Raw genomic sequence first — 17,265 nt, 5'->3', positions numbered from 1 at the left:
GGACTGTCGGCTATGGTGCCACTGTCGCCGCGTTGCAGGAAACGGAATGGGCGTGGACGGCCAGTCGCAGTTCACGTCGCCGGCGGCGCGGCAGGGTATCGGGCCAGAACAGCAGCTGGCCATGCCGCCCCTCGCCCCACCAACGCAACACCCGCAGAGGTCCGCGCTCCAGCAGTTCAAGCCGCTCGACGGCCCCTCCGTCGATCCTGGCCGTGGCCGATGACGGGCAGATCAGCAGGCTGCGCGTCACGCGGAAGTGCTCGATCCATGCCAAGCGGGTGGCCCACGCCATCGCCAGCACGGCCAAGGGCCAGGCATAAGGCATCGGCAGATCACAGTTGAGCAGCGCAAAGGCGGCCAGTACACCCAGCAACAACAGCGCGGCGGTCAGCCAGCGCGAGGGCTTCCACTCATACCGGAAGGGAGCGGATGTACTCCAGCAGTTGTGCCTGTTGCGCATCGGGACAATCCTCGTAGCCCATGGACCAGCGCCACAACTTATCGTCCTCGGTTTCCAGCAGTTGCAGGAAAACCGCGCGTTCTTCGGCAGGTGCTTGCAGCCAGCGACGGTCCAGGTAGCGACCGAACAGCTGATCGAGCTCACGCATGCCACGCCGGCAGCGCCAGCGCAGTTTCTTCAGCAGGATTTCGTCTTCGGTCTGCATGGCTCGGATACCTCGGATACCAAAGCCCCTCTCCCGTCGGGAGAGGGGCTGGGGTGAGGGTTGGAGCGAAGCTCCCGCGAAATCGATGGCAGCAGGCTTCGCCCGTACGCTCTTTCGCCCCTTCTGGGCACCTTCTCCCGAAGGGAGAAGGAATACCGCATCAGGCGCGGCGCGCCATCATCAGCTTCTTGATCTCGGCAATCGCCAGCGCCGGGTTCAGACCCTTCGGGCAGGTGCGGGCGCAGTTCATGATCGTGTGGCAGCGGTACAGCTTGAACGGATCTTCCAGATCGTCCAGGCGCGCACCGGTGTCCTCGTCACGCGAGTCGATGATCCAGCGGTAGGCCTGCAGCAGGATTGCCGGGCCCAGGTAACGCTCGCCGTTCCACCAGTAGCTCGGGCAGCTGGTCGAGCAGCACGCGCACAGGATGCACTCGTACAGGCCATCCAGCTTCTCGCGGTCTTCCGGCGACTGCAGGCGTTCGCGATCCGGCGGTGCCGGGGTCTGGGTGCGGATCCACGGCTTGATCGAGGCGTACTGCGCGTAGAAGTGGGTCAGGTCCGGAACCAGATCCTTGACCACGTCCATGTGCGGCAGCGGATAGATCGGCACCTCGGCCTTGCCGCAGTCGGAAATGGCACGGGTGCAGGCCAGCGTGTTGGTGCCGTCGATGTTCATCGCGCACGAACCGCAGATGCCTTCACGGCAGGAGCGACGGAAGGTCAGGGTCGGATCAATCTCGTTCTTGATCTTGATCAGCGCGTCCAGAACCATCGGGCCGCACGCATCGAGATCGATCTCGTAGGTGTCGGTACGCGGATTCTGGTCGTCGTCGGGGCTCCAGCGGTAGATCTTGAAGGTGCGCGTGTTCTTCGCACCGCCCTTGGCGGGGAAGTGCTTGCCCTTGGTGATCCGGGAGTTCTTCGGAAGTGCAAATTCAGCCATGTTCGTAGGTTCCCGGGATCAGTAGACGCGCGGCTTCGGCGGCACGACGGACACGTCATCGCTGAGCGTGTACATGTGCACCGGACGGTAGTCGAAGCTGCACTTGCCCTTGTCGTCGACGGTGACCAGCGTGTGCTTCTGCCAGTTGACGTCGTCGCGGTCCGGGAAGTCCTCGTGCGCATGCGCACCACGGCTTTCCTTGCGCTGTTCGGCCGAATTGATGGTCGCAACGGCGTTGAGCAGCAGGTTGTTCAGTTCGTAGGTTTCGATCAGGTCCGAGTTCCAGACCAGCGAGCGGTCGGAAACCTTGACGTCCTGGAACGAATCGAACACTTCGGCCATCTTCTGGCAGCCTTCCTCCAGCGTCTTGCTGGTACGGAACACGGCGGCATCGGCCTGCATAGTGCGCTGCATGTTGTCGCGGATGACGGCGGTCGGCGTGTCGCCATTGGCGTGGCGCAGCTTGTCCAGCAGGCCCAGTGCCTTGTCGCAGGCATCCGACGGCAGGGTCTTGTGCGTGGCACCCGGCTTGATCGTCTCTGCGCAGCGGTTGGCCACGGCGCGGCCGAACACCACCAGGTCGAGCAGCGAGTTGGAGCCCAGGCGGTTGGCGCCGTGCACCGACACGCAGGCCGCTTCGCCGATGGCGTACAGGCCCGGCACAACAGCATCCGGGTTGTCGCCAACCTTGCGCACCACTTCACCGTGGTAGTTGGTCGGGATGCCGCCCATGTTGTAGTGGACGGTCGGAATGACCGGGATCGGCTGCTTGTGCACGTCCACGCCGGCGAAGATGCGGGCGCTTTCAGCGATACCCGGCAGCTTCTTGTCGATCACGCCCGGGCCCAGGTGGGTCAGGTCGAGCAGGATGTGATCCTTGTGCTCGCCGACGCCGCGGCCTTCGCGGATTTCGATGGTCATCGAACGCGACACCACGTCACGCGATGCCAGGTCCTTGTAATGCGGTGCGTAGCGCTCCATGAAGCGCTCGCCACTGCTGTTGCGCAGAATGCCGCCCTCGCCTCGCACACCTTCGGTGATCAGGCAGCCGGCGCCATAGATGCCGGTCGGGTGGAACTGCACGAATTCCATGTCCTGCAGCGGCAGGCCGGCACGGGCCACCAGGCCACCGCCGTCACCGGTACAGGTGTGCGCCGAGGTGGCGCTGAAGTAGGCACGACCGTAACCGCCGGTGGCCAGCACCACGCCCTGCGAACGGAACAGGTGCAGGGTGCCTTCGGCCATATCCAGAGCGAGCACGCCGCGGCAGACGCCTTCGTCGTCGAAGATCAGGTCGAGCGCGAAGTACTCGATCATGAACTGCGCGTTGTGCGCCAGCGACTGCTGGTACAGGGTGTGCAGGATGGCGTGACCGGTACGGTCGGCGGCGGCGCAGGTCCGCTGCGCGGACGGGCCTTCACCGTACTTGGTGGTCATGCCACCGAACGGACGCTGGTAGATCTTGCCTTCTTCGGTACGCGAGAACGGAACGCCGTAGTGCTCCAGCTCGATGATGGCCGGGATGGCCTCACGGCACATGTACTCGATGGCGTCCTGGTCACCCAGCCAATCCGAACCCTTGATGGTGTCGTAGAAGTGGTAGCGCCAGTCGTCCTCGCCCATGTTGGCCAGCGCGGCGGAGATGCCGCCCTGCGCTGCAACGGTGTGCGAGCGGGTCGGGAAGACCTTGGTGATGCAGACGGTCTGCAGGCCCTTCTGGGCCAGGCCGAAGGTCGCACGCAGGCCAGCGCCGCCGGCGCCGACGACGACCATGTCGACCTTGTGTTCAGTGATGTTGTAAGCGGACATGTATCAGTTCCCAAGCGCGATGCGGGCGACCGCAAAGATGCTGATGATCGCGCCGAGCACGGCAACGAACTTCACCGTGGTCTGCAGGGCCAGAGCCATCAGCGAATTGTGGATGTAATCCTCCAGCACGACCTGCAGGCCGAGCTGCGCGTGCCAGAACATGGCGACCAGGAAGCCGACCAGCAGGATTGCGTTCCACGGCTTGGAAACGGTGTCCACGGCGGTGACGTAGTCCGCGCCGATCAGGCTCAGCACCAGGCACAGGAACCAGATGGTCAGTGCGACCAGCGCGGTGGCGGTCAGGCGCTGGTGGATGAAATGCTCGGTGCCGGACTTGGAGCTGCCCAGGCCACGTGCATTCTTGAGCGGGGTACGGTACTTGCTCATGCGGCGGCTCCCATGCAGACGTAGGCCCAGATCGCGGCGGTGATGACCAGCGAGGCGATCACCGACAACCAGCCGCTACGCACGAAGGTGGCCTTGTCGTAACCGATGGCGAAGTCCTGCACGATGTGGCGGATGCCGTTGCACAGGTGGTAGGCGAAGCACCACGTCCAACCGAACATGATCACCTTTCCGTACCAGGCACTGGCGTGGGTGGTGAAGCAGTTCCAGGACTCAGGGCCCATCATCAGGGCGAGCAAACCGCCTGCGATGATCAGGGCGCCGACAGCCAGAATGATGCCGGTGGCTCGATGCAGGATCGAGGTGGCCATCTGGATCTGCCAGCGATACACCTGCAGGTGTGGTGAAAGGGGGCGGGGTCTGTTCGCCATTCGCTGACTCGTTATCTCGGCTGGGCGGCACGACGCCGCGTTGGCTCAACGCTGCTCAGAAATCGATGCAGCGCCCGTTTTTCTCCCAATCGCCATATCGCACCGGATCAAGTCCGCCGCGACCACCGATTTCCTTCTGCACCGTGTCCTCGGGAAGCGGTTGCTTCTCGGGGGCCAGCGGGGCTTCAGCTTCGGTCTCGGGAGTGGGGGTTGTTTGGCCTATCATTATTGGTCTCGCAACGCACAAATTTTAGTCCTCAGCCACGTGTCTGACAACCTCGCCCCTACTTTCAGTGGTTTCCACGCGCTGCGCATGGCGCAGATAGTGCGCCTTTCCGGGCCGGATGCCATCGCTTTCGCACAGGCCCAGTTCGCCAATGACATCCCCTCGCTGGCCGATGGGCATTGGCAATGGAGCGCCTGGTTGACCGCCAAGGGCCGCGTCATGGCGGTTTTCCAGCTGCTGCGAATTGATTCTCAACAGCTGTTGCTGGTCTGCCACGACGGTGGTGCCGAAGCGATGGCCGAACAGCTGCGCCGCTTTGTGTTCCGCCGCAAGGTCGCCATCACCCACGAGGCCGCTTTGACGGCCAGTGGTGCGCTACAGCGGCCAATTGCCGCCAACGGCGCCGTACTGGCCATGCTGGCTGATGGGGTGATCGAGGCGGACGTCGGCAGCGATGCCCTTCCACGCGCGCTTCACATCGGCGGCAACCATGCCGACCAGGGTGACGATGCCGAGTTGGCCTGGCGTCAATCGGACCTGCGCCTGGGCCTGCCCCGGCTGGAGGAGTCACAGCGTGAGCAATGGACGCCACAGCAGCTGGGACTTGATCGGCTGTCCGCCTACAGCGTGAAGAAAGGCTGTTATCCGGGGCAGGAAATCGTGGCGCGCACCCATTTCCTCGGCAAGGCCAAGCGCTCGGTTGCGTTGCTGCGTGCAACCAACCCGGCGGCCGCTGGCCAGACGGTTGCGCAGAACGAAGCCAATATCGGCACGATCGCCAGTACCGCTGGTGTGCTGGCACTGGCCGTGCTGCCGTTGGAATTGGCCGAAGGCGCGCTGTCGATCAACGGTGAAGTTGCGGTGATCGAGCCCTTGCTTGACGGCTTGGCGCGCTGAGCCCTCAGCGGCAGAGCGGAGCTATGCTCCGCTGCGGCATGGTCAAGCAGGCCCTTTGCCAAGCACGGCTCGGTACTACTGGTGCGGTTACGACGTGCTGTTAGGCGGTAGAGCGGAGCCACGCTCCGCCGGGACCTGACCGGAAATTGCTCTTGCCGAGCATGGCTCGCCGCTAGCCGCAGCGGGCTTGGCTATCGTCTGAATCAAGTCGCCGTTGTGCAATCGATGCGGGTGCCACTGGCAGCATCGAAGAAATGCAGCGCTGCCGACACAACCGCCACTCCGATCCCCTCGCCCACCGACGGCAGCGATTGCGGCGGCACGCGCATCACCAGCGGCTGGCCGCCGTGGCGAAGGTTGACGAAAATTTCGTTGCCGACCGGCTCCAGCCCCTCGATCACCGCATTGAAGGCGGTATCCGTACTGGACGGCTGCAGATGCTCCGGCCGCACGCCCACCATCAGTTCGCGCCCAAGCCATTCCGAAGTCAGCGACAGCGCCCCCAACGGCACATCCAGCCCGTCGGCAGGACGCAGCACCAGTCCGCCGCCGTCACTGCGATGGACGACACCGCGAAGCACATTCATCGCCGGGCTGCCGAGAAAGCCAGCCACGAACAGATTGGCAGGCCGGTCGTACAAGGCCATCGGCGTGTCGATCTGCTGCACCACACCCTCGTTGAGCACGACAATGCGCTGACCCAGGGTCATCGCTTCGACCTGGTCGTGGGTGACGTAGATCATCGTGGTGCCGAGCTTGCGATGCAGCTGGGCAATTTCGGTGCGTACCGAATGGCGCAGCTTCGCGTCCAGGTTCGACAGCGGCTCATCAAGCAGGAATACCGCAGGCTCACGCACCAGCGCCCGCCCCAGCGCCACACGCTGACGCTGTCCGCCAGACATCGCGCGCGGCAGTTTGTCGAGCATGGACGCCAACCCCAACGCTTCGGCCGCCCCCTGCACGCGCCGCTGCACTTCGGCCTTGTCATGGCCGCGCAACTTCAATCCGAAAGCCAGGTTCTCCGCAACGGTCATGTGCGGGTACAGCGCGTAATTCTGGAACACCATCGCGATGTCCCGGTCTTTCGGGGGTACATCGTTGACCACGCGATCACCGATACGCAGTGTGCCAGCGCTGACCTCCTCCAGCCCGGCCACCATGCGCAACAGTGTGGACTTGCCACAGCCCGAAGGGCCCACCAGCACCATCAACTCGCCATCGGCGACTTCAAAGCTGGCGCCCTGCACGGCCACCTGCCCGTTGTCATAAACCTTGCGCACGTCCTCGAACCGAACCTTGGCCATTTTTACCTCTTCAACACCAGCACCATCGGCTCCACAGCGAGCCACCCGCACCTGCATCATCGACACTGCCGGCGCACTGCAATCGTATACATCGGAAACCGTGCGCACGGTAAGCATGTACATATGGCACCATCGACGTGCTCCCACTTCCTCTGTCCGCGCTACCGCAGCGCGGGCCTGGGGTTTCTCCGGCAATGACATCAGCCTGCAGGACATCACTCCGGTGCTGCGCTGTCCAAGCCCAAGGAAACACTTCCCCCAGGCCCAGGTCGGCAGCCCTGAATGAGACAATTGACAACGATGTCATCAGCACACGAAACTCGAACCATGCATGACACCCTCTTCCTGTTCGGTGCCACAGGCGATCTGGCCCAGCGTTATCTGTTCCCGTCCCTGTTGCGTCTGCTCGGCGACGGCCTGCTTCCGGAAGATTTCCGCGTCCGCGCCTTGGCGCTGTCGCCGCATGACACCGAAAAGTTCCGTGACCTGCTGCGCCCGCGCCTGGAACAGGCGTTGCCGCAGGCCAGCCAGGACGACATCAGCGACCTGCTGCGCCGCATCGACTACCGCTCGGTGGACCTGCGCAACGCCGAATCGGTGGCCGAGGCAGTCAAGGACCTGGTCCATCGCCAGTGCGTGAGCTATCTGGCCATTCCGCCAGGCCTGTACATCTCCACCTGCGAAGGCCTTGCGCTGGGTGGCGCATTGACCGCACCGCACCGGCTGATGCTGGAAAAGCCGATCGGCTCGGACAGCGACAGCGCCGAGGAAATCCTGCAATCCATCGGCAGGCTGGTCGACGAAGACCGCGTGTTCCGCCTGGATCACTACCTGGGCAAGGCCGCGGTGCAGAACCTGATGGCGCTGCGCTTCGGCAACACGCTGCTGGAGGCGGTGTGGAACCGCAACTTCATTGAGTCCGTGCATATCCTCGTCGCCGAAAGCGACGGCGTGGACGGCCGTGATTCGTACTACTCGCGTTCCGGCGCGCTGCGCGACATGGTGCAGAGCCACATCCTGCAGCTGCTGTGCCTGGTGGCGATGGAACCTCCGGCCTCGCTGGAAGCTGACCGCATCCGCGACGAGAAGGTGAAGGTGCTGCGCGCCCTGCGCCCGCTCGATGCCAAGCATGCAGCCAAGGACAGCGTGCGCGGCCGCTACACCGCCGGCACCATCAACAACCAGCCGGCGCAGGCCTACCAGCCGCCGGAAGGCAGCGAGGCGGAAACCTTTGTCGGCGTCACCGCCCATATCGACAACTGGCGCTGGGCCGGCGTGCCGTTCCATCTGGTTACCGGCAAACGCCTTCCCGAGCGCACCACCCGCATCGAGGTCAATCTCAAGCCGGTGACCCATTGGCTGTTCGAGCGCCCGGACCGCAAGCACGCCCAGCCCAACCGGCTGACCTTCCAGTTGCAGCCGCAGGAGAACATCCAGCTTGGCCTGATGAGCTCGCTGGCCGGCCCGGAATGGGGCGCACTGGAACTGCAGCCGCTGGAGCTGGAACTGTCCGTGCCCACCGGCCTGCACCGCCGCATCGCTTATGAGCGCCTGTTCCTGGATGCGTTCAACGGCAACCACGCGCTGTTCGTGCGTGATGACGAGGTGCGCGCCGCCTGGTCCTGGATCGACAGCATCAGCGATGCCTGGAAAGCCGCCGAACTACCGATGCAGCCCTATCCGGCGGGCAGCTGGGGTCCGCAGCAGGCGCAGCCGTTCCTTCCGGAGGTCACGCTGGCCGAATCGGCTGCCGGGGGCGGCCTGTGAGCGGCCCGCAAGGCACGGTGCTGGTTGCCGATATCGGCGGCACCAACGCGCGCTTTGCATTGGCCGACATCAACGCGGCCATACCACTGGACCAGGGCAGCATTGATGAGTACCCGGTGGCCGAGTTCACCTCGTTGGCCGACGCCGCCGCGCATTACCTGCAACAGCAGGGTGCCAGCGTCAGCAGCGGTGTGTTTGCCGTGGCCGGGCGCGTGGACGGCGATGAAGCACGCATCACCAATCATCCATGGGTGATCTCGCGTTCGCGTACCGCCACGCAACTGGGCTTTGACCACCTGCATCTGATCAACGATTTCGTCGCCCAGGCCATGTCCATTGCCTTGCTGACACCCGCTGACGTGGTGCAGATCGGCGGCGCCAGCTGGGAGCCGGCACCTGCCGATCAGGCCCGCAACTACTGTGTGCTTGGTCCGGGCACCGGCTTGGGCGTGGGTGGGTTGGTGGTCCGTGATGGCCGCAATTACCCGTTGGCCACCGAAGGCGGCCATGCCAGTTTCGCGCCCGCCAACCCCGAACAGATCCGCATCCTTGAAATCCTGTCCGCGCAGTTCGGCCGGGTTTCCAATGAACGCCTGATCTGCGGCCCAGGCCTGGTCAACATCCATCGCGCCCTGAGCGAGATGGCCGGCATCGATCCTGGCCATGTGATTCCCTCCGACGTCACCGCCCGCGCCGCCGCCAACGACCTGGTAGCGGTCCGGGCAGTGGAGGTTTTCCTGGAAATCTTCGGCGCCGTGGCCGGCGATGCCGTGCTGGTGCAGGGCGCCTGGGATGGCGTGTTCCTGACCGGCGGCCTGGTGCCGCGGCTGCTGCAGCAGTTGCAGCATTCCGGCTTCCGCCCGCGTTTTGAGAGCAAGGGCCGCTTCACCGCGACCATGTCGCAGATTCCATCGATGGCCATCGTCCATCCCTGCCCCGGCCTGCTCGGTGCCGCCGCATACGCGGTGGACCTGCAGCGCGCCGCTCAAGGAGCAATTGCATGAACGCTGCTGTTTCCGACCGCATCACGCTGGTCCGCCATGCCAACGACGAGGACTGGACCGACGCTGTAGCCAAGGAAATGGCAAACGTCCTGGCCCAGGAAATCCAGCAGCACGGCCGCGCGCGCATGCTGCTGTCCGGTGGCACCACACCAGCTCCAATCTACGAAGTGCTGGCCGAACAGCCACTGGAATGGGCGCGCGTGGAGGTCGGCCTGGCCGACGAACGCTGGCTCTCACCGCAGGACAAGGACAGCAACGCGTGGCTGGTGCGCAACAGCTTCCTCGCGCATGCAGAAGGTGCGCACTTCGACCCGCTGGTACGGGTCGGCCGGCCCATCGCCGAATGCGTGCACACCGCCAATCTGATGGCCCAGCATTCGCAGCCAGCCTGCCTGGTGGTCCTGGGCATGGGCAATGACGGTCACACCGCATCGCTGTTTCCCGGTTCGCGCGACCTGGAACGTGCTTTGCAGAGCAACCAGCCCTACGCCGCTCTGGATGCCACCGGCTGCCCGGTGGCCAACACCTGGCCGCTGCGCATCACCCTGACCCCGCATGGCCTGGCAACGGCCGGCAACCGGCTGCTGTTGCTGCGCGGCAAGCAGAAACTGGAAGTCCTTGAAGCCGCATTGGCATCCAACGACGTACACAGGTATCCGGTGTTGGCGGCGATCAACGCCCCCGGCAACCCGCTACGCGTGCACTGGGTGCCCTAAGGCAGGGAATGGAAATGGGGAGCCGGCGTTGCTCAAACGCCCGCTGCTCCCCATCGCCAATGGCTTGATCGAGCCATGCAACTCACAGCCCAAGTAGCACCATCACACCCTGCCCCTATTCCCAGCCTAAAAGCCATGCATCCGAAAATTCACGCCATCACTGAACGCATCCGCCAGCGCAGCGCTCCGTCGCGCGCGGCCTACCTGGCGGGCATTGATGCCGCCCTGCGCGAAGGCCCGTTCCGCTCCCGCCTGAGCTGCGGCAACCTGGCCCACGCCTTCGCCGCCTGCGGCCCAACCGACAAGGGCCGCCTGCGCGGCGACGTGACGCCGAACCTCGGCATCATCACCGCCTACAACGACATGCTCTCGGCGCACCAGCCGTTCGAGCACTACCCGGAACTGATGCGCCAGGCCGCCCGCGAACTGGGGGCTACCGCTCAGGTGGCCGGCGGTGTGCCGGCAATGTGCGACGGCGTCACCCAGGGCCGCGGCGGCATGGAGCTGTCATTGTTCTCGCGCGACATCATTGCCCAGTCCACCGCGATCGGCCTGAGCCATGACATGTTCGACGCCACCATCTACCTGGGCGTATGCGACAAGATCGTGCCGGGCCTGCTGATTGGCGCATTGGCCTTCGGCCACCTGCCGGCAGTGTTCGTGCCGGCCGGCCCGATGACGCCGGGCATTCCCAACAAGAAGAAGGCCGAAGTGCGCGAGCGCTACGCCGCCGGCGAAGCCAGCCGCGAGGAGCTGCTGGAAGCCGAGTCGGCTTCCTACCACGGGCCGGGCACCTGCACGTTCTACGGCACCGCCAACTCCAACCAGGTGCTGCTTGAGGCGATGGGCGTACAGCTGCCCGGCGCTTCGTTCGTCAATCCGGAATTGCCGCTGCGCGATGCACTCACCCGTGCGGCCACCGCGCGTGCGCTGGAAATCTGTGCGCTGGGCGATGACTTCCGCCCGTTCGGCCACCTGATCGACGAGCGCGCCATCGTCAATGCCGTCGTCGCGCTGATGGCCACCGGCGGTTCCACCAACCACACCATCCACTGGATCGCAGTCGCTCGCGCCGCCGGCATCGTGCTGACCTGGGACGACATGGACGAGCTGTCGCAGATCGTGCCGCTGTTGGCCCGCGTCTACCCGAACGGCGAAGCCGACGTGAACCGCTTCGCCGCCGCTGGCGGCCCGGCGTTCGTGTTCCGCGAACTGATGGATGCCGGGCTGATGCATGACGACCTGGTCACCATTGCCGAAGGCGGCATGCGCGCCTTCGCGCAGGAGCCACGCCTGATCGACGGCAAGGTCAGCTACGTACCTGCCGTGGCTGAGAGCGCCGATGAGGAGGTCGTGCGTCCAGCCAGCAATCCGTTCGAAACCCAGGGCGGCCTGCGCCTGCTGAAGGGCAACATCGGCAAGTCGCTGATCAAGCTGTCGGCGGTGAAACCGCAGTACCGCTTCATCGAGGCGCCGGCGGTGGTGGTTGACGCGCCGCAGGCACTGAACAAGCTGCATGCGGCCGGTGCCTTGCCGCAGGATTTCATCGCGGTGGTGCGTTACCAGGGGCCGCGCGCCAACGGAATGCCGGAACTGCATTCGCTGGCACCGTTGCTGGGCCTGTTGCAGAACCAGGGCCGTCGCGTGGCGCTGGTCACCGATGGTCGTCTGTCCGGCGCCTCGGGCAAGATTCCGGCTGCCATCCACGTCACCCCGGAAGCCGCACGCGGCGGCCCGATCGCACGCGTTCGCGAGGGCGACATCATCCGTCTCGATGGCGAGGCCGGCACGCTGGAAGTGTTGGTTGATGCTGCCGAATGGGCGTCGCGCACCCATGCGCCCAATACCGCGCCAGCCGGCAACGACATGGGCCGCAACCTGTTCGCGATGAATCGCCGTCTGGTTGGGCCGGCCGATCAGGGTGCGGTATCGATCTCCTGCGGTCCGGCGCGGCCGGATGGCAGCGTGTGGGAGTACGACGCCGAATACGAGCTTGGCCACAACGCCGCCGCTGCCGCTGCTCCACACGAAACCAACGACGCCTGAGATTCGGGATTCGCAAGCAGACCACTCAAGAGGAAACCATGAGCATTGCCCAACACCAGGATCGCGCCGAACAGCTCCTCACCGCAGCGGGCATCCTGCCCGTGGTCACCGTCCATACCCTGGACCAGGCGCGCGCGGTCAGTGCCGCGCTGCTGGAAGGCGGCCTGCCGGCAATCGAGCTGACCCTGCGCACTCCGGTGGCCATGGAAGCATTGGCCATGCTCAAGCGCGAACTGCCGGACGTGGTGGTCGGCGCCGGCACCGTGCTGACCGTCTCGCAGATGCAGCAGGCCATCGACGCCGGCGCGGATTTCCTGGTGACGCCGGGCACGCCGGTGCACATGGCCGATGCCCTGGCCAATGCAACGCTGCCGGTGGTCCCCGGTGCGGCGACGCCGACCGAGCTGCTCGCGCTGGTCGCACGCGGCTTCCGCATCTGCAAGCTGTTCCCGGCCACTGCCGTCGGCGGATTGGCGATGATCAAGGGCGTGGCCGGGCCTATCCCGGAACTGAAACTGTGCCCGACCGGCGGCATCACCGAAGCCACTGCCGGCGACTATCTGAAGCAGAAGAACGTCGTCTGCATCGGTGGCTCGTGGATGGTGCAGGACGCGTGGATCCGTGAGGGCCGCTGGGACGAGGTGAAGACGTCCGCTGCCGCCGCTGCGGCCATCGTCAAGCAGGCCCGCACCGCCTGAGTTTTCCAGGTACGACGGCAGACTCCCTCTCCCGCCGTCTACTGCGCTGCGCCTCGACTTTCGAGGCGCAGTTTTTGTTTGTCAGGGTTGATGTGCTGGGGAGTTCTTCGCACGTCTCCGCCCCTCTCCCCAACCCCTCTCCCGCACGGGGAGAGGGGCTCGGTGCGCCGCAAGTGGAAGCATTACGGCGCAAGCAGCCCCCTCTCGTTGCGGGCTGCTTTCGAACCGTTGGTCCGCCGCCCGCTGGGAGTCCTTGCGCCAGCGCGAAGACTGGAATGGGATCGATTGGCCCCACGCCACTGACTTCACAATCCGCGCCTCAGCGCTTCGCCCGCTCACTGCGGCGCAGTTCCGCTGGAATCTCGATCTCGACCTTCGCCGGCAATGCGGTGATGCGCAGTTCGTTGGCGCTCCATTCGACCGGTTCACCATTGACCACCGCCGCACCCGGCGTGCCTTCATAAGGCCACGGCAACACCAGCCCGCCAACCGGCAGCTGCAGGCCTTCCGGTACCTCCAGGCGCAGTTGCTTGTCGCTGCGTACCAAGGCGTACTTCACCGTGCCGTGCGCGGTGTGCAGGCCGTCCACGGCGATGCCCTTGCCGGTCAGCCAGGACGCCGGTACGCCGGCGGCAAGCACCAGCGCGCCATCCACTTCGCGCTCGTAGGCAAACATGTCCAACGCCGAGCGGACGAAATCCGACGCCACCCACGCATGCGGCAGGTCGCCAACAAAGAACGGCTTGCGCGGCGTTGACGAGACAACCTCGGCCCACTGGTTCCAGCCCTGCGGCGTGCGGTCCTTGAAGAAGAATTCGGTGGCTTCCCATGCACGGGCGCGCCATCCCAGCCTTACGAAGGCCGCCACGTTGCGCCACTCATAAGGCGTGTAGTCCTTCCACTGGCGCTTGCCGTCGCGGCGCTCGACGAAATTGCGCCAATAGCGCTCGAAGGTGTTGTTCAACGCGGGCTGCGGCAACCGCCCCTGCTCGCCGCCTGGCGCCAGCGCGATGGTGGTGGAGGTGGCGTCGAAATCACCCAGCTCGACCGAGCCGGGCAGGAAATCGATCTTGTGCGCCTGCATGCTGGCCAGCAACGACGCATCCAGATCCTGGCGGAACTGGTCGCGCGAAGCCGCCATCGTCACGGCCTCTTCTTCGAGGCCCAGCGCGACGGCCATGTCGGCGGCGTCCTTGTAACCACGCAGCGCCCAGAAATCATCCCAGTACGAATGCACCGGCTTGGCCGAATAGCCTTCGTGGCTGATCGAGGCCGGCATCATGCCGTAGAAGCCCGGATGACGCGCACGGTTGTCCTCGCTGCGCTCGCTCAGGCGCAGTTTCTCCATGTAGTTCCAGGCGCCCTGCACGTGCGGCCACATCCGCTGCAGGAAGTCGGCATCGCCGGTGTGCCGCCAGTACTCGGCGATGGTGTAGATCAGTTCGCCATGGCTGTCGTTCTCCGGCACCGGATCGCTGCCGCGCGCATCCACACAGCACGGCACCATGCCGCTGTCGAACTGGTACGGCGCGTACCAATCCACGTACTGGCGCACCGCATCGGCGCGGCCCATGCGCAGCAGGCCTTCGGAGATCATCGCGCCGTCGCGGATCCAGCTGCGCGCGTACGAGCGCGTACCCGGCTGCAGGCTCGGCCCTACCCGCGAGATCAGCATGTGCGCCAGCGCCGTGCGCAACGTGTCGGCCAGCGGCTTGCCGGCTTCGGGCAGTTGCAGGCGGACCTGGTCGAGCTTCTGCCGCCACATCGTCGCGACCTGCTGCTGCGCCTTGTCCGCGTCAAAGCCGGCCGGCAGACGCCAGTCTCCGGTCTGCGGCAACACCAGCACCACCTCGCGGCTCTGGCCCGGCTCCAGCTTGACGTTGTAGAGCATGGCGCCGGACGCCAACCCGGTGGCATCACGGACCTCGGTCGTTCCCGGCAACTGCTTGTCGGCCAGATGGGTGACCTCCAGCTTGCTGTCGAAGGTGGTCGCAAACGTTGCATCCGGCCGCGATGCGGCAAGCACACGCGGCTGGCCGTTGACGCTGACCTGCCCACCCTGAACCGCCAGCCGTTCGATGCGGCTGACACCACCGACGGTGTTGAGGAACTGGCTGGGCGGGTTGACCTGGAACGGCCGTACCGCCAGTGCCAGCTTGTATTCGTGCGCCACCTTGTCCGGGTTGCTCAACCGGTAACGCGCTACCAGCTGCGCCTGATCGGGCCGCCCCTGCACGAAGCCGGTGACCCGCAGACCGAAGCGATCGTGTTTCCAGTCCACCGAGGTGATCGGCAGGTAGCCGTCCTGCAGGCTCTGACTGGTACTGACATCCGCCCAGCCCAGCACCTTGCCATCCAGCACCACGAACGGTTCGATGCTGAAACCGGACTTGACCGCCTCCAGCGCCCCGTCCTCGCTCATCAACGCCTGTTCGCGACCACCGTCCAGGCCCAGCAGCGTCCAGTACGGCTGCTCGCCACTGAACCCGCGTGGCACCGAACCGCGCGGCAGATCCGCAGCAACCGAACGAATGAAATCATTCGGCGTGCTGGCGAAGGACAACGGTTTGAGGCTGATATCGCGGATGCCGTAGCGCCAGTTGGGGCCGTCTTCCAGATCGAAGCGCAGATAGCGCGCTTCGGTTTCCGGCAGCGCCAGCCAATCCTTGCCACCACTGCCGGTGCTGACTTCGCGCAGCTTGTGCCAATCACGCCCGTCGCTGGATGCCTGCACCACGTAGTGCGATGCCTCCAACCCCGGCACCCATTGCACCACTGCGCCACCGAACTCGCGCACCTTGCCCAGGTCCAGGCTGATGGTCTGCTGCTTGACGCCACCGCTGATCCACAACGTATCCGGCTTGCCGTCGGCAATGCGCTGCTGCAGGGCGGTAGCGGTATCGGCGATGACATTGGTGGTCAGCGCGGTGCTGTCCTCCTTGGGCAAGGCCTGCATGCTCAGCTGGTCGAAGCACACCGTGCCGCGCCCACCGACCTTGTTGTAGATGGTGAATTCCACCGCAGCGCTGCGGCGCAGGGTCCGGTCCGGGTCCGGCCCCCAGGCCTTCTCGATATGGCGCTTGCGGTAGGTCACCCGCGTCCAGTTCTTCGGGAACGTGTAACCGGTGCGGTTGACCCACCAGACGTTGTCGCCGCTGGCATCGGCCAGCTTGAACTGCAGGTCGTTGGCCGGCGAGTCGCCACGCAGGTCGAACGAGACCTGGTAGTTCTCCGGCCAGGTGATATCCAGCTCGCGACGGATGCCGACGTACCCGGAAACTTCGTGGAAATCATAGTCCAGGCACAGTGCGCGGCCATTGTTGCCGGCCACCGGCCGCAGCGAGCCGCTGACCTGCGGCGACGTGATCAACTGCCACGCGCTGATGTCATCAAACTTCGCCAGTACCGCAGCGAAGGCTGGCATCGTCATGGCCATCAACAGCGCAGACAGAAGACAGGCAACAGCACGTTTACTCATCGACGGAATCTCGTTTCATGCTCAACAAACGGGCCGGATTTTCGCAGAGTTGAACAACAGGCGTGGCAGGTTGTTTCATTGGCAAATGCGTCGGTTCAGCCCTTGACGCTACCCAGCAGCAGCCCCTGGATGTAGTAGCGCTGCAATACCAGGAACAGCAACAGCACCGGCAACACCGTCACCACCGCGCCGGCCATCATCATTTCCACATCCATGATGTGCTCGCGCGACAGGCTGGCCAGCGCCACCGGCAGGGTGTAGTGCTCCTGGTCGGTGAGCACGATCAGCGGCCACATGAAGTCATTCCAGGCGCCCATGAAGGTGAAGATCGCCAGCGTCACCAGCACCGGCTTGAGCATGGGCAACACGATCTGGAAGAAGATCCGCGCCTCGCTGGCACCATCGATGCGGGCCGCTTCCAGCAGTTCATCAGGAATGGAGCGCGCGTACTGACGCACCAGGAAGATGCCGAACACGCTGGCCAAGGCCGGGATCACCACGCCACCGAACGTGTTCACCAATCCCATCTGCTTCATCAGCAGAAACAACGGCAGCATCGCCACCTGCGCCGGGATCACCAACGCCGCCAGCAGCATCTGGAAGATCCGCTCGCGGCCGGCAAACCGCAGCTTGGCGAATGCATAGCCGGCCAGCGTGTTGAACAGCAACGAGCCCAGGGTGATGCCCACCGACACCAGCAAGCTGTTGATGAAGTTGCCACCCATGCCGGTACGCGCGAACAGCGCCTGGTAGTTGGCCAGCGTGGTCTGCGACGGCAGCAACGGCGGCGGGAACTGCGACGCCTGCCCGCTGGGCATGAACGACACCGACACCATCCACGCCAATGGCGCCAGGCTGACCACCGCCAGCAGCGCCAGCCCGCCATTGACCCACAGCGCATGCCAGCGCGACTGCCCGATTTCGCGGCTCATT

16 protein-coding genes are annotated in these 17,265 nt (G+C 65.0%); 6 read left to right on the top strand and 10 right to left on the bottom strand.

The window, feature by feature from the left end:
* Window positions 1-10: 10 nt before the first annotated feature.
* The 7 genes from LR961_RS08530 to LR961_RS08500 all read right to left on the bottom strand — a co-directional run bounded on the left by LR961_RS08530 (window position 11) and on the right by LR961_RS08500 (window position 4,422).
* Window positions 11-460: a hypothetical protein gene (locus LR961_RS08530; protein WP_232148207.1), complete on the bottom strand. Its 450-nt coding sequence runs from the start codon at window positions 458-460 to the stop codon at window positions 11-13.
* Window positions 411-665 carry a succinate dehydrogenase assembly factor 2 gene (locus LR961_RS08525; RefSeq protein WP_232148205.1) on the bottom strand — a complete coding sequence of 85 codons (255 nt, stop codon included), beginning with the start codon at window positions 663-665 and terminating at the stop codon, window positions 411-413. The genes LR961_RS08530 and LR961_RS08525 overlap by 50 nt, the downstream gene beginning before the upstream one ends.
* Before the next feature lie 160 nt (window positions 666-825).
* Complete coding sequence (locus LR961_RS08520; protein WP_232148203.1) at window positions 826-1,611, bottom strand: succinate dehydrogenase iron-sulfur subunit; 786 nt, start codon at window positions 1,609-1,611, stop codon at window positions 826-828.
* A gap of 18 nt (window positions 1,612-1,629) precedes the next feature.
* On the bottom strand, window positions 1,630-3,420 hold the full coding sequence (sdhA, locus tag LR961_RS08515; protein ID WP_232148201.1) for a succinate dehydrogenase flavoprotein subunit: 1,791 nt from the start codon (window positions 3,418-3,420) through the stop codon (window positions 1,630-1,632).
* Between the two features lie 3 nt (window positions 3,421-3,423).
* Entirely contained in the window at window positions 3,424-3,807 is a 384-nt protein-coding gene (gene sdhD / locus LR961_RS08510) for a succinate dehydrogenase, hydrophobic membrane anchor protein (protein ID WP_232148199.1), read from the bottom strand.
* Window positions 3,804-4,196, bottom strand: a complete 393-nt coding sequence (gene sdhC, locus LR961_RS08505) for a succinate dehydrogenase, cytochrome b556 subunit (protein ID WP_232148198.1) — start codon at window positions 4,194-4,196, stop codon at window positions 3,804-3,806. The genes sdhD and sdhC overlap by 4 nt, the downstream gene beginning before the upstream one ends.
* A gap of 55 nt (window positions 4,197-4,251) precedes the next feature.
* On the bottom strand, window positions 4,252-4,422 hold the full coding sequence (locus LR961_RS08500) for a DUF1674 domain-containing protein (RefSeq protein ID WP_232148196.1): 171 nt from the start codon (window positions 4,420-4,422) through the stop codon (window positions 4,252-4,254).
* A 39-nt stretch (window positions 4,423-4,461) separates the two neighbouring features.
* Here LR961_RS08500 and LR961_RS08495 point away from each other — a divergent pair, with 39 nt between their 5' ends.
* Window positions 4,462-5,319, top strand: coding sequence for a folate-binding protein (locus tag LR961_RS08495; RefSeq protein WP_232148194.1), 858 nt, complete (start codon window positions 4,462-4,464; stop codon window positions 5,317-5,319).
* A 203-nt stretch (window positions 5,320-5,522) separates the two neighbouring features.
* Here the strand turns inward: LR961_RS08495 and ugpC are convergent, their stop codons facing one another.
* Entirely contained in the window at window positions 5,523-6,623 is a 1,101-nt protein-coding gene (gene ugpC / locus LR961_RS08490; protein ID WP_232148192.1) for a sn-glycerol-3-phosphate ABC transporter ATP-binding protein UgpC, read from the bottom strand.
* 327 nt (window positions 6,624-6,950) lie between these two features.
* On the opposite strand from ugpC, the gene zwf reads away from it, so the two are divergent.
* From zwf to eda, 5 genes are all read left to right on the top strand, one after another.
* The gene (gene zwf, locus LR961_RS08485) at window positions 6,951-8,390 is read left to right on the top strand and encodes a glucose-6-phosphate dehydrogenase (RefSeq protein ID WP_332311022.1); all 1,440 of its coding nucleotides are present in this window, start codon (window positions 6,951-6,953) and stop codon (window positions 8,388-8,390) included.
* Window positions 8,387-9,394 carry a glucokinase gene (gene glk / locus LR961_RS08480; RefSeq protein ID WP_232148188.1) on the top strand — a complete coding sequence of 336 codons (1,008 nt, stop codon included), beginning with the start codon at window positions 8,387-8,389 and terminating at the stop codon, window positions 9,392-9,394. The genes zwf and glk overlap by 4 nt, the downstream gene beginning before the upstream one ends.
* Window positions 9,391-10,110 carry a 6-phosphogluconolactonase gene (gene pgl, locus LR961_RS08475; protein ID WP_232148186.1) on the top strand — a complete coding sequence of 240 codons (720 nt, stop codon included), beginning with the start codon at window positions 9,391-9,393 and terminating at the stop codon, window positions 10,108-10,110. Before glk ends, pgl begins: the two co-directional genes overlap by 4 nt.
* Before the next feature lie 135 nt (window positions 10,111-10,245).
* Window positions 10,246-12,156: a phosphogluconate dehydratase gene (gene edd, locus LR961_RS08470; RefSeq protein WP_232148184.1), complete on the top strand. Its 1,911-nt coding sequence runs from the start codon at window positions 10,246-10,248 to the stop codon at window positions 12,154-12,156.
* 38 nt (window positions 12,157-12,194) lie between these two features.
* Entirely contained in the window at window positions 12,195-12,854 is a 660-nt protein-coding gene (gene eda, locus LR961_RS08465) for a bifunctional 4-hydroxy-2-oxoglutarate aldolase/2-dehydro-3-deoxy-phosphogluconate aldolase (RefSeq protein WP_232148183.1), read from the top strand.
* Between the two features lie 319 nt (window positions 12,855-13,173).
* On the opposite strand, the gene LR961_RS08460 is transcribed toward eda, so the two are convergent.
* Both LR961_RS08460 and LR961_RS08455 read right to left on the bottom strand, forming a co-directional pair.
* Complete coding sequence (locus tag LR961_RS08460; protein ID WP_232149289.1) at window positions 13,174-16,290, bottom strand: discoidin domain-containing protein; 3,117 nt, start codon at window positions 16,288-16,290, stop codon at window positions 13,174-13,176.
* A gap of 137 nt (window positions 16,291-16,427) precedes the next feature.
* Window positions 16,428-17,264, bottom strand: coding sequence for a carbohydrate ABC transporter permease (locus tag LR961_RS08455; protein ID WP_232148181.1), 837 nt, complete (start codon window positions 17,262-17,264; stop codon window positions 16,428-16,430).
* Window position 17,265 lies beyond the last annotated feature (1 nt).

The sequence above is a fragment of the Stenotrophomonas sp. SY1 genome (assembly GCF_021202945.1).
Lineage (GTDB): Bacteria > Pseudomonadota > Gammaproteobacteria > Xanthomonadales > Xanthomonadaceae > Stenotrophomonas.
The sequence above is the reverse complement of the archived record's forward strand: the minus strand, read 5'-3'. Positions and strand labels throughout refer to the sequence as shown.

Coding starts and splice junctions, on each gene's coding strand:
- LR961_RS08530 (WP_232148207.1), bottom strand. CDS start 460: ATGCGCAACAGGCACAACTGCTGGAGTACATCCGCTCCCTTCCGGTAT.
- LR961_RS08525 (WP_232148205.1), bottom strand. CDS start 665: ATGCAGACCGAAGACGAAATCCTGCTGAAGAAACTGCGCTGGCGCTGC.
- LR961_RS08520 (WP_232148203.1), bottom strand. CDS start 1,611: ATGGCTGAATTTGCACTTCCGAAGAACTCCCGGATCACCAAGGGCAAG.
- sdhA (WP_232148201.1), bottom strand. CDS start 3,420: ATGTCCGCTTACAACATCACTGAACACAAGGTCGACATGGTCGTCGTC.
- sdhD (WP_232148199.1), bottom strand. CDS start 3,807: ATGAGCAAGTACCGTACCCCGCTCAAGAATGCACGTGGCCTGGGCAGC.
- sdhC (WP_232148198.1), bottom strand. CDS start 4,196: ATGGCGAACAGACCCCGCCCCCTTTCACCACACCTGCAGGTGTATCGC.
- LR961_RS08500 (WP_232148196.1), bottom strand. CDS start 4,422: ATGATAGGCCAAACAACCCCCACTCCCGAGACCGAAGCTGAAGCCCCG.
- ugpC (WP_232148192.1), bottom strand. CDS start 6,623: ATGGCCAAGGTTCGGTTCGAGGACGTGCGCAAGGTTTATGACAACGGG.
- zwf (WP_332311022.1), top strand. CDS start 6,951: ATGCATGACACCCTCTTCCTGTTCGGTGCCACAGGCGATCTGGCCCAG.
- pgl (WP_232148186.1), top strand. CDS start 9,391: ATGAACGCTGCTGTTTCCGACCGCATCACGCTGGTCCGCCATGCCAAC.
- edd (WP_232148184.1), top strand. CDS start 10,246: ATGCATCCGAAAATTCACGCCATCACTGAACGCATCCGCCAGCGCAGC.
- eda (WP_232148183.1), top strand. CDS start 12,195: ATGAGCATTGCCCAACACCAGGATCGCGCCGAACAGCTCCTCACCGCA.
- LR961_RS08460 (WP_232149289.1), bottom strand. CDS start 16,290: ATGGCCATGACGATGCCAGCCTTCGCTGCGGTACTGGCGAAGTTTGAT.
- LR961_RS08455 (WP_232148181.1), bottom strand. CDS start 17,264: ATGAGCCGCGAAATCGGGCAGTCGCGCTGGCATGCGCTGTGGGTCAAT.